The organism is Barnesiella sp. An55, assembly GCF_002161555.1.
GTDB classification, from domain to species: Bacteria; Bacteroidota; Bacteroidia; order Bacteroidales; family Barnesiellaceae; genus Barnesiella; species Barnesiella merdipullorum.
In genome coordinates this window covers 1-17,233 of record NZ_NFHZ01000008.1, presented here as the reverse complement: position 1 = coordinate 17,233, position 17,233 = coordinate 1, and the positions used below count along the sequence as shown (strand labels likewise).

Sequence of the window (17,233 nt, the reverse complement as noted above, 5' to 3'; positions counted from 1 at the left end):
TGAGATGGAATATAAAACAGGAACACTTGTTGAATTTCGCTCACGTCCATGGGTGGTTCAACAGTCATCAGATAAAGATATATTAATTATAAAACCTTTAGGTGGTACAGATGCCGAAGTTATCGGTCTGTATAAGCCATTATATAAAGACCAACTAAATTCAATGGTCTGCTCATATGATTTTCGCAAGCCCTCATCTGATGATGTGGGAGCGAATAGTTATCCTGAGGCAGCACGTATTCTTTATAATGCGTGCCGATTATCATTTCGTGACATAGCAGGACCATTCCATTGTTTAGGACGACTTTCTTTTGAACCTCGCCCCTACCAAATGGTTCCCCTCATATTGGCCCTGAAACACCAGGTTATACGTTTGCTGATTTCAGATGATGTAGGTATAGGTAAGACTTTGGAATCTTTATTAATTGCTAAAGAACTTTTGGATCGCAAAGAGATTCAACGTTTTGCTATTATATGTTTGCCACACCTATGCGAGCAATGGCAGAATGAAATTCGCGATAAATTTGGGCTGGAAGCCGAAATTATCCGCTCCAGCACAATAAGCCGTTTGGAAAAGAATATGCGTGCCAATCAAAATGTGTTCCGCGATATACCCTTCCAAATCATTTCTATAGACTATATTAAGTCTTCAGACCGAAAGCCAATGTTTCTACAACATTGTCCGGAATTTATCATAGTGGACGAAGCACATACTTGCGCTAAGCCCAAAGGTGCCAACAAGAGTCAGCAGCTACGCCATGCTTTACTTTCTGATTTGTCTAAATCAGAAAGGCATATAGTACTTCTTACTGCAACTCCTCATAGTGGAAATAATGAGGAATTTCAATCACTTATCGGGCTCTTAAAACCTGAGTTTGAACATTTCACATTGGAAGATGCTCGCCAACGTGAAGAACTGTCACATTATTTTATCCAACGCCGTCGTGCAGATGTTAAACCTTATGTAGGAAATGATATGATATTTCCTACTCGCGTTCAATTTGATGCCAAATATGAATTAAGTGCTCAGTACCATGCTCTCCTTATGAACATTATAGACTATGTACGTGAAGGTGTCAAAGCTGCACGTTCTTTAGGTAAAATAAAACAACGCTATATTTACTGGGATCTATTGGCCCTTATCAGAGGTGTGATGTCAAGTCCAGATGCAGGTATTAGCATGCTACAGAACAAAATAAACAAACGCTCTAATGATTCTGAAAATGTAGCAGAAGATAACGACAAGATTTATAAATTTAATGATGCATTAAAAGATGGGCTTTTCAATGATGATGTAATTCCTGAATCATACGAGGAATCATCAAATAGTGAGAAGAACAAGTTACGTTCATTCATTTCAATCCTTCGAGAAATCAAAGAAAAGGGACAAGATAGCAAAGTTACAGAATTGGCAAAGAATGTTGAATTTGCTTTAAATTCTGGATATGCTCCAATAGTCTTTTGTCAATATATACAGACAGCAGAATATTGTAAAGACTATATAGCCAAACATTTATCTGGCAATAAAAAATACAAAGATGTATCGATTGAAGTGATAACCAGTCGACTTACGGATGAAGACCGTAAAATGAAGATTGAAGAATTAGCTAAAGCACCTCGCCATGTATTAGTATGTACTGATTGTCTTTCAGAAGGAGTAAATCTTCAAACGGGTTTTAATTGTGTTATTCATTATGATTTACCATGGAACCCTAATCGTATGGAACAGCGTAACGGTCGTATAGATCGCTTTGGACAGACTGAAAAGGAAGTTGCGATTTTTACGCTCTTTGATGAAGACACGAATCCTGTCGACAAAATCATCATGAAAGTACTTTATCGTAAGCAAAATCAGATTCGAAAATCATTAGGTATTTACATCCCAATTGCCGATAATGATTCTACGCTTATGGAGAGTATTATGGAAGAGATTATTGTACTCGACACGAAAAAGGAATTTATTAAACAGCCGACTCTTTTTGATATGGAGTGGGCTTCAGAAACGGTTGAAGAACATGATAAACGTATTCAACGAGCTGTAGAAATTGAAAAGAAGTCACATACCTACTTTGCCCATAATACGAAAGCAATGGATCCGACCCGGTTGATTGAAAGTCTGAATGAAGCCAAAAAGGTTATAGGTGATATTTACGATACAAGGGATTTCGTTATCGGAGAATTACGACATGCCGGTATCAATGTGAAAGTGGATAGTATTCCACTGTGCTATTCCTTCCAATTTATCGAACTGCCAGAAAATTTGAAATCCTACTTTCAACGGACGGTAGATAAAAAAGGAACAGTGCGGATTTCATTTGCTTCGCCTACTCCTAAAAACTACATGTATATTGGACGTAATCACACTTTCGTAGAAGATCTTTCAAGGAGTGTTGTCAATGATACAATCAACGGCGGAAACTTGGGAGCTTGCCGTGCAATGGTTATAGAGACAGACAAGGTTGATATGGTTACTACCGTACTCCTTATGCGAGTCCGATCTGTAATTAGCGAGACAAAACACAACGATAATCAATTGGTTGGTGAGGAAATGATATTCTTTGGGTATAAGGGGAAAGTAGACAATCATGATTTCATTTCAGAGGCTGAATGCCAAAATCTATTTTTGGATTCACAGCCAACCGGTGATATTGACTTAGCTGCTCAACGCAATATCTTCAACCGCCGTTTGGAATGGATTAACAATGAAGCGACACTACGCCTACACACCGACGACATTGCCACAGAACGGGCAAATAACCTGGTACGTTCGTTTGCACGATACCGTACGTATCTTTCAGAAGCAGAATATCAGGTAGTAAAGCCAATTCTTCCCATGGATGTTATAGCTGCGTTTGTTTATACACCCAAAGTATCACATTTATAAAGTAAACTATTGGATATGGATTATACTTCTATACATATATATGGCCATCTTCTCTCAGATGATATTTTACATGAAATAGAGACTGAATCTTCCATGCAAGGCAACCGTGAACAAGATTTTAATCTTGATGTTTCGCTCACGGCCAAAATTGATAATGCATGGAGCAGTCTGCGTAACGATTGGAAACTATTTTCTGAACGTAACTCTCTTCGCGACCCATACGGAACGAAAGCTGTACGTCGTCTCATGGAACGGTTCTTTTCAAGTCTTGATTATCAGTTAGATTATCAACCTACACAAATTGAAGTAGGCGAACGTAAGTTCGACATACCTTATATTTGTCCTGAATTGGACCAAATGCCAATTATTATAGTCGGAGATAAAACTGGTGATGCAGAATTAGATCTTCTCGACAAATGTACACTCGACCAGCGAATCAAAGGTGAACGCCGCCAAAAGTCACCTCAAGCTACTATGCTTGACTATCTAAATAATACCGAACATGTATATGGCATTGTAACTAATGGTCAAGTATTACGCCTTATTCGTAACACCGGACAATTAGTCAAACTTACATACATTGAGTTCGACATACGTCGTATGGTCGAAGAAGATCATTATGCTGAATTCTGCTTGTTGTTCCGACTGATGCATTCTTCCCGTTTCACACACAGCGGGGACGATGCCTGTATCATGGAACAATGGTTCAATCGCTCTATTGAAAGCGGTAACCGCATTCGTGCAGGGTTAAGTGATGCCGTTCAAAAAGCAATGGAAATACTGGGACGCTCAGTGGTATGTGGAAAAGGTGCAGGTAATGAAGTATTCAGACAGGCTGTCATCAATGGTGAAGCAAACGCACAGACTTTGAATAAAGAACTGATTCATTTTATTTACCGATTATTATTTCTCTTTATTATCGAAGACCGCAATCTGGTATACAATATTGGTGCTCCGGATACAGATAATGATTATGATCAAAAAGTTCGTTGCCAGGACATCTACAAAAAATATTATGCAGTGTCTCGCTTACGTGGTTTGTCTGAGTTACCCTATTTGCGCAATGAACACTACTGCGACTTATGGGAAGGACTAATGGATTCTTTCCGACTTTTTGAGGATGAAACATTTGGAACTCCACTCTTGATAAAGCCTCTTGGAGGCGTATTATTCGCGACTGAGACATTACATTATTTACGTCAATGCCAGATTACCAATAAACAGCTTCTGGCTGCTTTCTCTTGTCTAAATGAGTTTAGGGACGAGAAGCAAAATCGGGTAAAGATTAATTATTCATCTCTTGATGTAGAAGAGTTTGGGTCAGTATATGAGGGCATTCTTGAAATGCGTGCTATCATTATGCAGGGAACATCCGTCTCAGAGTGGAACTTTACTTTTGGCGCAGGTCTTGATCGGAAATCATCTAGTTCCTACTATACCCGTCCGGATCTCGTGCAAAGTCTTATTCGTACAACCTTGGAGCCGGTAATTAAAGAGCGTATTGCCAAATGTCAGACCATTGAAGAAAAAGTTCGTTCACTACTCTCCATGAAAGTATGTGACGCCGCTAGTGGTTCAGGTCATATTATTTTGGCTATGGCTCGAACTTTAGCCTGGTATATATGTACCTTACGTACTGGTGAAGACAATCCAGCTTCGCTCGACTATCGTGAAGCGCTTCGTGAAGTAATTCAGAAGTGCATCTATGCAGTAGACTATAATCCCGATGCTGTAGAACTTTGTAAGGTTGTGCTTTGGATTGAAGGTTATTGTGCTGGGAAACCACTTTCTTTCCTTGACCATCATATTCGTTGCGGTAACTCTGTGGTTGGAGTGACCAACCTTGACATACTCCTTGATGGAGTTCCCAAAGAAGCCTTCACTGCTGATAATAAAGAAACCAAGAAAAGAATTATTGAGCTCAACAAGCAGGCTCTCAAAGATGTCGATTTAGTCCGTAGTGGGAAAAATATAGGCTTATCCGTAACCTTGTTCAGTCAGGATATTGCCATTCAAAGCATTGATAGCGAGCAAATCGGACTGGCCGGTAAGGTAAAAGAAATAAATGATTTACCTGAAGACTCACTCTTACAAGAGCTTACCAAGCAATCAAAATGGGAAGAATTGATGCAATCTCCTCGTGTAGAATGTCTACGACGAGCTTGTGATATATATGTTTATAGTTTCTATAAACAATTCCATGCAACAGATTTGACTTCTGAATTTGATAGTGAAACCGAGACATTTACCCCATTCAATATTCCCTATACCCGTACAGTCTATAATGCTTTACAGGAGATAAAGTATCTTGATTATTCAACTGAGGAGATGGAAGGTTTACAGGTTCTTCCTGATTCGTTTAAGCAAGAAGTTAACGAAGTGGCACAGGCCAATCGTTTCTTCCACTGGTGCGTTGAGTTTCCAGAGGTCTTTGCTGATGGAGGCGGATTTGATGTGATGTGTGGCAATCCACCTTGGGATAAACTTCAAATGGAAGATGAAAAATGGTTCGTTGGCAAAGATGATTCCATTGTCCACGCTGCAAACCAAGCGGCTCGAGATAAAAAAATTGCTCAACTTAAAGAAAATAATCCAGCCTTATATCTTGAATACAAAACTGCTCGTGAGGCTGTATCGAGTCAATCTAATTATTTAAAAAATTCTGGACGTTTTCCTCTTACTGCTATAGGAAAAATTGATTTATATCCATTATTTGCTGAACATTGCTTAAATTGTTCAAAAGAAGCATGGGGATTAGTATTGCCTACAGGTATTGCAGTAAATGATTCAACAAAAGACTTCTTTGCAAGACTTATTAATGACAATCGATTAATATCATTATATGATTTCGTAAATAGAGAAAAAATATTTGATATTGCTTCTCTAGCAAGATTTTGCCTTATTACTGTCGGTCAAAAACAAGATAATCCACGTGAGGTTTCAGGTGGATTTTATCTTACTCGTCTGGATCATCTTCTCGATCCAACAAGAATCTATCAACTTAAAACAACAGATTTTAAACTTCTGAATCCGAATACCCAAACATGTCCGATATTTCGAACCAGTCGTGATGCAATGCTTACCACAAAGATTTATCGCCGTTGTAAAGTGATAATAAACGATACAACAAATGAGAATCCTTGGGATGTCAAGTTTGGCAGTATGTTTAATATGTCTACAGCTTCTTATCTTTTCCGGACCTACTCTCAACTTATCAATAAAGGAGCAGAATTAAATGGGAATAAATTTCTTTTAAATAATCAAATTTATGACCCGCTATATGAGGGAAAAATGATTTGGCATTATAATCACCATTTCGGAACGATCAACGAAGGAACAAAGGAGAAGCCTGCTAGACAAATGGCTATGCCAACATCTGATGAATTAAAAAATCCCAATCATAATATTATGCCATGGTATTGGATTCCCAAAGAGGATATGGATAATAGACTTATTAAAACTGATGCCAAAGGTAATATTATATGGAAGTGGTCACATAAATGGCTTATTGGATTTCGAGACATAACAAATGCAACACATGATAGAACATTTGTTATATCACTTATTCCCGACGCCTGCGGCGTCGGGCATAGTGCCACGCTCCTCTTCGTGGAGCGTGGCACTATGCCCGGAGCACTGCTTTTGGGAATGATGTCCTCATTAGTATTTGATTATGCAACAAGACAAAAAATTGGCGGAAGTCATGCCAGTATCAGTTTTGTGAAACAATTCCCTGTCCTTACTCCCGAACAGGTTTCCTCATCGGGTTACGAACAGGGAATTGTGGAGCGTGTAGCACGCCTTTGCTGGTTCAATCATGACTTGGATGGTTGGATGGAAGAGTTACGAGAAGAGTGCACAGAAGAGTATGACCTACCTGAAGAACCAGTCATATGGGATGAAGAGCAACGAACTGTGTGGCAAGCCGAACTGGATGCCATCTTTGCTCATTTATATGGTCTTACCACTGAGGACCTTCGCTATATTCTTGATCCTGAAGATGTGTGTGGCAAAGGCTGTATCAACGAAACATTCCGCGTGCTCAAAGAGCGAGAACTCCGAGAACTGGGCGAGTACCGTACCAAACGCTTGGTTATGGAGGCATGGAATAAATTTGGATTTGACAGATAGGATAACTATAAAATTTTCAAATAAATGAAAAATAAAGATGATTTAACTACTGGCTTATTTAGAATGTCCGCATTGATTTATGCAAATAATAATGATGGCATTATTTCAAGTAAGCAGATTTGCAAAAAAGTAATAGAAGATTCTTTGATAAAGATTTCAACGACGGCTATTCCCTTATCTGAACTAATGTTGTATATACAGGAAAATTATGGGGGATTATCTTTTTCATACGAAGAACTAGAAAACATTATAGACACTCCAAAATATAAGGAACATTTTGATTCATATATAGATAATGACATTAAAATGGTCTCCTTAAACGGGAAAAGAAGAATAACTTTGGAGAATCTTCCAAAAGTGAAAAATCTCCAAACTTATATTGAGGAATATATTTCAAATAACGGCATAGATCCAAATAAAATTGAAATATTCAGACAATTTTTCTATGGTGTTTTCACTACCAACTTATCTGCATACAAAAAGCTATTACAAGAGGATTACTCGATAGATGTACCAGAGGAATCATATAGTGAGGAGGACAGATTATTAATTAATGGTTTCCTAAATAGTGAAGACCCAGAAAAAAATAAAGCGATTTATAACTTTGCAAGTTCCGCATTAGAGTTTTGTATGATGACAAATAAAAAAAATACAACTCTGGAATTTAACAATCTCAAAAACAAAAATCTCTATCTTGATACAAATATTATTTTTAGAGCGATTGGACTGAACGGTGAAGATCGGAAGATTAGAACTCGATCATTTTTGCGTAATATTGCTAGGAGTAATTTACAACAGCATATTTTCATCACAAAAAAGACTGAACAAGAATTTAGAGAAACACTGTCTTATCAATTAGAAAGATTGGAAGATGCACTAAAACCGACGCCAAATGTTAATCCTAAGGTTTATAATGAATTTATTACGATTGATGGAATTTATAAACTCTATTTTAAATGGAAAGCTGGTCGCTCCAATAGTTCTATCGAGCTCTTTAAAGCCCATATATTAGCATCATATGAAACCTTAAAAGAAACATATAAAATAACTAAAGACTCAATGGTGCCTTTTAATGAAAATAATGAAACAATTAAGGAAAATATAAGTGCATATGCTTCTTCTATACGTAAGTTTGATCCCGAGAAGCAATTTATTGCCTCTGAAATTGATGCTTATAACATAATGTGGATTGAATATAAACGAGGAGACTCAAATAATGATATTTTCAATACTAAAGATTTCATTATTTCATCAGATCAGGCATTACGAATATGGGATTACAATAGAAATTCAAATGAAGCCCCTATCGTTATGTTACCAAGTCAATGGCTTAGCTTAATCTTGAGGTATCTTTCACGCACAGATGATGACTATAAAAGTTTTGTATGTTTTCTTAATATGAAAGTTAATAGCAGTGTAATGTCTGAAGAGCAATTATTATATGCGATTGAGGGAATAAGCGAAACCACCTCAGATATTTTACAACAAAAACACCTTATTACACAATTAATCAAAAGTGATTATCAAAAAAAATTATGTAATCTTTCTAGTACAGAAATTATAGAGAAAACAAAATCATTTGCTCAAACAGAACAGGACAAAATAATAAACTCTTTAGAAAAAAATAAAGCGCAAAATGAAGATAATATATCCCAACTAGAAGAAATTAATAGAACCCAATCTACAGAAATAGAAAAATTAAAAACAGAAAAAACGGAATTACAGGAATCACATAAAATTGAATTAGAGCAAAAAGATTCTGAAATATCCCGACTGGAAAGCACTATAGAAGAACAGAAGTTAAAAAATTGGAAAAGGCCTAGATTTATATTCATATTAATGGTAAGCATATTACTTATTGCAATCTTAACTCTTTGCTTTATATATAAATCTGAGAATTGGAATATTATAAGTAAGTTAATCACATGGATAGATTCTTTAGATGATACTCAAAAGGAGATAGCTAAATCTATAACTTTTGGAACATATGGTATTTTAGTTCTTCTTGTCGCATATTCTTGGGTTGCGTTATTTTCTGTTAAGAATTACAAAAATCGTAAAGGATGGCTGAAAAAAGTAGCGATTAATTTATGGAATCATATTTCTTAAATAAAAATGGACTACATAAGTCATAATTTAATCCATAAACAAAGAGGAGTATAGTATGGATTCTCGCCAATGCATGATTATAGATTTAGAGAAACGCGGTGACAAGCAAATGTTTGTCACCGAACGTGTTTCTTCTATTTACCAAAACAAGAATGGACTTTGGGCTGTTCGTTTTTCGTCATCACCACGTGTATTCAATTACAATCCATCCCGTTTACTTTATCTGACACATCCTGATACTATCAATCTTGGAGAAAAAGGGCTATACATCAATAATAAACACATTAACAATGTTGCAGAATTACTACGTTTTACAGATGGTCGCTACATTTTTTATCGAGTGACCTATGACAATGGCTACTATGAGAATCTGGAAGGAAACGAGGTCTATATTACCCGTACCCCGATTGACAAAAATGGAGGTTCTATTTGGGATTATCTTCGCAAACTGGCTGATGAAACAGGACTGATTGCGGAAGAAGATGATGAAAGTATTCTATCCAAACAATATGAATTGGTAGATGTGAAGCGTGACAATGTTCCCTTGGCTCAATTCCTAGGTGACAAAACAAAATTGGCAACTTACCCCACGCCCAAACAAGTCTATTATCCGTTTGGATGCAATGCCAGCCAAAAAGCGGCTGTAGAAGCAGCATTGACACATCAGGTAAGCATTATTCAGGGACCTCCGGGAACCGGTAAGACACAGACGATACTGAATATCATTGCCAATCTGCTGATGAAAGGTAAAACGGTATTAATCGTATCAAATAATAACTCGGCTGTAGAGAATGTAGCTGAGAAGCTAAAGGGAGAAGGACTTGGCTTCCTTGTGGCCCAACTGGGCAGTGTACAAAACAAAGAAACATTCATCGCCAACCAGCCAGAGTATCCTACTATGACAGATTGGAAGCTAGAAGAACAAACAACTACAAAGAATCTGGCGAAAGACTCACTTCAAGCCGTTTCACAAGGATTTGATAGACAACTCCGGCAGGCCAAACTAAAGGCAGAATACGATGCCCTATTAAAAGAATCGAAATACAACGAAATGCGGGAAGACAACCATACAGAAGATGAATGGTTGAATGGCAAACCATCGACTAAACTTATGAAATTGCTCAACCGCTATCAGATGATGGTTGAGAACGGACATAAGCCAGGTTTATGGTTTAGATTGCAATGGGCTTTTTCATTAGGAACTAAAATATTGACATTTTTAAATAGAAAAGCAATAGATGTTATACACAGTTTGGAGTCGGCCTATTACTTTTCTCGAAAAACAGAATTAGAGCAAGAGCTGGAATCGATTGCTTCGGCACTCCAAAGCATAGATATCCAGAAGAGTATGAAAGAACTTCGCTCCTCTTCTCTGCAACTATTGAAGGATAAGATAGCTAAACGGTATAATACCGGACAAAGGAAAAAATTTACGATCAAGGATATTAAGCCCAGAACAGAAGAGTTCATGAAAGAATATCCAGTTGTGCTCAGTACCACTTATTCGGCCAAAAGCTGTATAAGTAAAGACCTGGTATTTGACTATGTGATTATGGACGAAGCTTCACAAGTGGATATTAAGACGGGGGCTCTGGCTCTATCATGTGCCATGAACGCCGTGATTGTGGGTGACGATAAACAGTTACCCAATGTGGTAAGCCGAGAAGAAGAATTGGCGTTGAAGGCTATTCAGACCACATATCAAGTGGACGACCGATACAATGCTGTCACGCACAGTTTCCTACAATCTTGCGTAGAAATTTTTCGGGATGCGCCAGTAACACTGCTTAGAGAACATTATCGTTGCCATCCGAAAATTATAGAGTTCTGTAATCAACGCTTTTACAATGGAGAACTGATTGCTATGACTACAGACGAAGGTGAAAAAGATGTATTGCAGGTGATTCGAACTGTACCCGGCAACCATGCCAGAGGACATTTCAACAAACGGGAAATAGATGTCATTACGCAAGAGGTGTTACCGGAATGTACAGAGTCGGGAAGTATAGGTATTATTACTCCGTATCGGGCACAAGCTGAAGCAATCAACAAAACCGTCGGAAAAGACATAGCCAGTACAGTACATAAGTACCAAGGGCGGGAATGTGACACCATCATTATGAGTATGGTAGACAACTATCCTACCGAATTTTCGGATGACGCCAATTTGCTTAATGTGGCCATTTCACGTGCTAAGACCAAATTATGTTTGGTTACAAACGGAAATGAAATGCCAGAGGATTCCAATCTCAGCCAGCTAATCAGCTATATTCAGTACAACAATTTTGAAGTGAAATCCAGTAAGTTGCATTCTGTTTTTGATTTGCTCTATCAGCAATATACGGCAGAAAGATTGGCTTACGAAGCTGCTCATCCTGCCGTCTCTGAACATTTATCAGAGAATCTAATATACAATATCCTGTTAAAAGCTATTGCTGAATTAGGTTTGCCCCATACGGGAGTACTTTGTCATTATCCACTGTCCAGACTTATTGCCGACTGGAATCAACTGGAAGATAAAGAAAAAGCGTTCGCCGAAAGTCCATTCTCACATGTGGATTTCCTGCTCTATAACTCCCTGACCAAACGGCCGATCTGTGCCATAGAAGTGGACGGATGGCATTTCCATAAAGAGAATGGCGCCCAACAATCACGTGATGCGTTGAAAGATCAGATCTTCACCAACATAGGACTTCGCCTGCTTCGCATTTCTACGACAGATACAGTGAATCAGGAAACGATAAAAAAATCATTATTAGCAATTTTATGAAATTAGGATATATACAAAGAAACAAAGAAAAATCCTGAAGAACCTACCGTTTTATCATTCAGAGGCATATAAAATCAAAACTTTCATTCCTTTCGGATGATGCCATCAAAAAGACCGTGTATCTTTCACTTATGGAAATTGAGAAGAAATGAACACAGCCTATTCATAACTGAGGATTGATTATGAATCAATTTATGTATATTTTTGAAAAACAGGATCCCGATATAAGGAGAAGCTTACAGACGAATCCTGTTTCCATTTACACAAAATTTTGGACAGTGCCCATTCAGATTAGATATATACTTGAAAATCTAGATTTTCAATGTATTTTCCTCTTGTATCCTCACCAGAACTTTGATGAATTGTTACGTGATTTGTTTTTACTTCAATACCGTCTGGCATAAAAGAATTCATATAAGTACATATAGAATTCTCTAAAGTATTAGCTTCGACATAACAAGGAACTTCGCAAATAACTCTCACAATTGTATTACCTACTTGTTCAAATAGTCTTGGACTAATTTCTTGATTGGCAACATAGCCTTTTTTTGTTGATCTAATTTCGAGCATATCCGATATAATTTATTAGGTTATAATGCAAAGGTAGAGTAAACTCTTGGGCTTTACAATAGAATAAATGTTTTACTAATACTACTATAAATCATTTTATTATACTTCCAAAGTTAGATATAGAGATCATTCCATATAGTATTTCCTTTCTCATACGAATATTTTAATACCTTCATTGAAAAACGATAATGTTCATCAATATTATCTAAAGACCAACTGCTATATTTTGAATAAACATATAACATTTTCAGACTTTCAACGGTTCCGTTTCCAGATGCATATCTCTGCATAACTGCATGTTTAACTTCAAAACATGAATTAGTCAATGTACTGTTCTGACCAGAAGATATCATGACCATATTACCCAGACAATCTCGTTTCCAAGCAACTTCCGGTCGAGATTCATCGTCCCAGTAGAATCTGGTTTTGTCACCATACTCATCTTTAGGATGCTGTGGGGCAATGTGCTCAATGGAACGATTCCTTCTGAATACATATTTTTCAACGACATTGAGTAACTCATTTTTAAAGAATAACTCTCTTTGTTCCCATAAATAGTAATCTATTCTCCAAAACCAATATCTATCAATGGTTGTGTATGTCAGATTATTATCGACAACGTTTTGTTCTGGATGCCATTTATTATCTATTGCCTTAAGTTTGACAAGATATTCTGTAGCGTTAATATCAAGACTATTATTAATTGAAACAAAAAATTCCAAATAGGTAAGCAATTGGGGCATCCACATATAATATGTCATGGCTGATGAAGCGGAATATAGCATAGCAAGATACATCCTAACCTTCATCTTCTCTTTGTCATCTCCTTTATATAATTTAAATGGGTAAGGCTCCTCATCTTCATCGTTCATTCTAATAATGAAATAATCCGTAATCAGGCGATACAATCCTAGTTTCCGCATAAAAGTTTCTGCATCAAGACCACGTTTTTCAAAGGCCCACTTGAAAGTGTCACATAGTTTTCTCACATCAAAGAAATCTGTAACAAGCATACCTTCTACTGCCTTTCCATCCTTTTCTTGTTCAGAAATATTCATATTAAGGCATATATATAATACTTGCAAAAGAAATTCCGGAAATGTCAGGAGTGAATGTTCATCAGTACGTCGTTTTATAATCTTATATGGATTCTCAGTATTGATAGCTATGTCACCTATAGCTATAGAGGTAGCTTCCAAGTCTTGATTGTCATCAGAATCCTCCTCTTCAATATCAAATTTAGTTTGATATTTTTCAAATGCATTATCTATATTCCCGTTTTGGATTATCTCAATCATAGCATTTTTATAACGATTCCTCAAGCTGTCGAGCTGTTCATTATTATGTTTTCTGAGAATCATCTTCTCCATTATGCTACAAGCATTCCAAAGAAGAGTATATTTTTCCTTATCAGTGCGCAAACGCCGGATGATATCGACTTTGAGTATTTCATAATTCTCCAATGATTTACCCGAGGTGTTCATCCTTTCAAAATAAGTATTCAATTCCATAGGGGAATAGTTTCCTGGAAGTTCAGAAAGGAAAAATGTTAGTTTTTCGAAAATATAATTCTCAAAATCTTTACCTGAATTATTCTGTAGTATTTTCTTCAGGTGTTTTGAAATATAATTCAATCCATTTTCCATTTTTTCATTTAAGAACGAACACTCTATTCCCTTGATTTTTGCTTCAAGATATTTTTTGTCTTCTTCTCGCGCTGTAAATTGTAGACGCAAGATATTATCATGTTCAGTAGAGACATATAGAAAATTATTCCACTTGAAATGGATCCCTAGAAGAATCATTGCGGTAAAGCGTTGCTGACCATCGACAAGTTCTATACTGCTTTCAGTCCTTTTGACTGTAAGCATTCCAATGTAATATGCAGATTCTTTGTCTCTTTTGTACGAAGAATAAAGGTCATCAAGTAGCTGGATTATCTGCTCCTCTCCCCACTCAAATAATCTCTGATATAAAGGAATACTGAAGAATAATCCTGAATCTACAATTTTTCTTGGAGTATAAGCTTGTTTTATATTCGTCATTTGTTATGAAGTGTTTTAAATGAGTCAATGAGATAATTTTTTTCGTTCTGTTCATAAAGTGACATTTCTTTATTGAAATAATCAGCTCTTATTCCTTTCAGATTTTTATCAAAATATGGGAGACGTTTTATGATATCTCGTGCACTTGCAAGGAAGAATGTTGGTGATGTAGCCTGATTTATCATTACTATGATTTCCATCTCCCCTGCTTTGTCCATTATGGATTGCTTATTGGCTTTACTTTTCTCATACCTTAATTGAGATACAATCCTTGTTATACAAGTTAAAGCTTCAGATAGATATTGGTTTCCAAATTTCATATAATAGGCGAATAAAAATGCCGCTATGACATCCCCGTACCACCAATGAGTCCGTCGTTTTCCTTCCGATAACTTTTTATTGTCATCGTTACCGTTAATATTTATTTCAATTAATCCAGAACATGAAATGGTTTCCCAAAGAATATGGTATTGCTTTGTCTCAATAAAATGATTATAATGTTGAATGAATGCATTTACAAAAGCAAAGAAATGTGTTCCTCCCTGGATTGGGTCCATAAAATCGAATCTCTCGCCAAAAGGTGGAATTTCTGGTATAGTTGGAGCTGCTTCAAACTCATTCTTAACCCTGTTTGGTTCTTTTATATACCAATATTGTTTTCTTGTCCACTTACGGAGGCAATATAAATATATTCCTAAGATAATTGATACGCTTCTATCTCCATTTTCCCGTTCACTTTTCATAAGAAGCTTATCCCACATCTTTGCCAAATGACGCTGTTGAGCTTCATGGCTTTCAGGAATGAATCTGAGATGATGTGATTTTAACAACTCATAATCTGTTAAAGCCTTTCCTCTGGCGTTCTGTGTTGAAAAAAACGTATAAGCAAGTTCAAGTGAAGAGTCATTAAGTACTAGTACGTCAAACGAAATTATATCAAGAATTTTTTTTGCTTCTTTACTACGTGTTTCAATGTTAGGATAATGTCTATCAAGGTACGTTTCTATAATATATCTGTTATACCCTATATATTTTTGAGCTTCAACAGAATCAAATTTTTCTTTCAATAACAGAATATTATCAATACACATAGCACGTAAAATGAGTGCCAAAGTAACAGTTCTTTGCTGACCATCAATGATATCATAATCATCACCTTTCTTTTGAAGAATCAATGTCCCTAAATGATATTTATGATTTCTTGGAATAAAAATATCATCCAGCAGCTGTTCTACATTTTTTTGTGGCCAGCAATATATACGTTGATAATCCGGTATCTTTAATTTTAAGGAAAATACATCTTTTAATAACATCGTATGAAGGACAACTTTGCTTTCAGTTCCTTCTGTGATATTAATGTTGACAGAAGCACCATTTTCTATTTCATTAAAATCAATAGATGATACTGTACAACTATCCTTTTGAGTATCATTATTCCCGTCATAATATGTGTTTAGGAAATCTTCAATCAGTGGATCGATCTTACTAATAAATTTTGTAAGATAATCTGCTAATTCCAGAAGATCTCCAATCTTATATTCATAGCGTAATCGTCCTTGTCTCATCCCATACCAATTATGCCATAAATAATCGCCCGATTCCGTATCGATGTTATCACGAAGATATTTATACAATCTCTGATTGAATGTATTACCATAATATTCGTCCTCCAGATGCAACTCCAAGTAGCCATTAATATATTCATAATGCACTACTTTAAAGTTAATCCGGGGTGAGACAGTAATCAATATATACCTATTCTGATGCCAAGCACTTTCATTTTCTTGGCAATACACTTCTTTATTCTTATTTGGCCATTTCCTATTTACAAATTTTCTGACTGATTCTACTGTTTCCGGATAGATATACAACATATTATTACCAATTCATTTAATTTTTATTCCTTTTTGGATGCTCTTTCTCGTTTCTTAAGGCTCAAATCCTGCAAAGCCTTTCCCATTGTATCTTCTTTTGCAAGCAGAAGAATATCATCATCCAACTGAAGCGCATAAAGTACCCTGAGATAAATGCCTATCGACACAGTCGGTATGCCTTTCTCGATGCGTGAAACCGTAAGAGGCGAACAGGTGGCACGTTCGGCAACCTGAGCAATACTGAGATTTCTACGCAGTCTGGCCAGCCTGATCTGCTCACCCACAATTTGCATCTTCTGCCCCAATTTCCTTGGCAACTTGGTACCCATCGTACTCTTCGTCATAGCTCAACATATCATATAATATGCAAATATAGCGGTTTTACTTTATTTTATGATAGGTTACAAAAATAAATTTTAGAATTTACTCTTACCTGAATCTGCCTTGGGCACATTATTGGACGTTGAAATATTAAATGCTATTATATTATTCGTAGAGTTCGTATTTCACCTATAACAAATAATATATTGTTTCTTGCCAGAAAACGAAACCCATTATGATTGTACAACTTTTATCCAGATATTTATGTATAGACAACACCAATCAGCAAAATACTACAATAAATGTATATACACTTTTTGTAGCATCGACTTATGTAATTACATTTTTGTGCTATATTAGCAATATAATCAAAAATAGAGTGATATGGAAGAAATTCCGTTTATATATGGAAACACTGCTGTCCGGAGAAATTTTACCATAAAGTAGGTTGCTCGACAGAACCCGCCTCCGGAACACAAACGGGAGTTGTCGGCTGATTATAAATTTCACGGATATCCGCCCTCTGGAA

The 17,233-nt window shown here is 36.4% G+C and carries 8 protein-coding genes; 4 read left to right on the top strand and 4 right to left on the bottom strand.

The features are described from left to right. Positions 1-4 precede the first annotated feature (4 nt). From B5G10_RS06290 to B5G10_RS06275, 4 genes are read left to right on the top strand one after another with little or no spacing between them, the layout of a single operon-like run. A complete protein-coding gene (locus B5G10_RS06290; RefSeq protein ID WP_087423892.1) occupies positions 5-2,884 on the top strand; it encodes a helicase-related protein in 2,880 nt (959 codons plus the stop codon). A gap of 15 nt (positions 2,885-2,899) precedes the next feature. Further along, complete coding sequence (locus tag B5G10_RS06285) at positions 2,900-7,015, top strand: restriction endonuclease (protein ID WP_087423891.1); 4,116 nt, start codon at positions 2,900-2,902, stop codon at positions 7,013-7,015. Positions 7,016-7,039: 24 nt separating this feature from the next. Then, a complete protein-coding gene (locus B5G10_RS06280) occupies positions 7,040-9,124 on the top strand; it encodes a hypothetical protein (protein ID WP_143241084.1) in 2,085 nt (694 codons plus the stop codon). Positions 9,125-9,179: 55 nt separating this feature from the next. After that, a complete protein-coding gene (locus B5G10_RS06275; protein WP_087423889.1) occupies positions 9,180-11,894 on the top strand; it encodes an AAA domain-containing protein in 2,715 nt (904 codons plus the stop codon). Positions 11,895-12,185: 291 nt separating this feature from the next. Here B5G10_RS06275 and B5G10_RS12555 read toward each other — a convergent pair whose 3' ends face one another. The 4 genes from B5G10_RS12555 to B5G10_RS06255 all read right to left on the bottom strand — a co-directional run bounded on the left by B5G10_RS12555 (position 12,186) and on the right by B5G10_RS06255 (position 16,727). Continuing rightward, positions 12,186-12,464 (bottom strand): hypothetical protein, encoded by a 279-nt coding sequence (locus B5G10_RS12555; RefSeq protein WP_143241083.1) that lies wholly within the window; start codon positions 12,462-12,464, stop codon positions 12,186-12,188. Positions 12,465-12,577: 113 nt separating this feature from the next. Next, complete coding sequence (locus tag B5G10_RS06265; RefSeq protein WP_087423887.1) at positions 12,578-14,509, bottom strand: DUF262 domain-containing protein; 1,932 nt, start codon at positions 14,507-14,509, stop codon at positions 12,578-12,580. After that, a complete protein-coding gene (locus B5G10_RS06260; protein WP_087423886.1) occupies positions 14,506-16,383 on the bottom strand; it encodes a DUF262 domain-containing protein in 1,878 nt (625 codons plus the stop codon). The genes B5G10_RS06265 and B5G10_RS06260 overlap by 4 nt, the downstream gene beginning before the upstream one ends. Positions 16,384-16,406: 23 nt before the next feature. After that, entirely contained in the window at positions 16,407-16,727 is a 321-nt protein-coding gene (locus tag B5G10_RS06255; protein WP_087423885.1) for a helix-turn-helix transcriptional regulator, read from the bottom strand. Positions 16,728-17,233 lie beyond the last annotated feature (506 nt).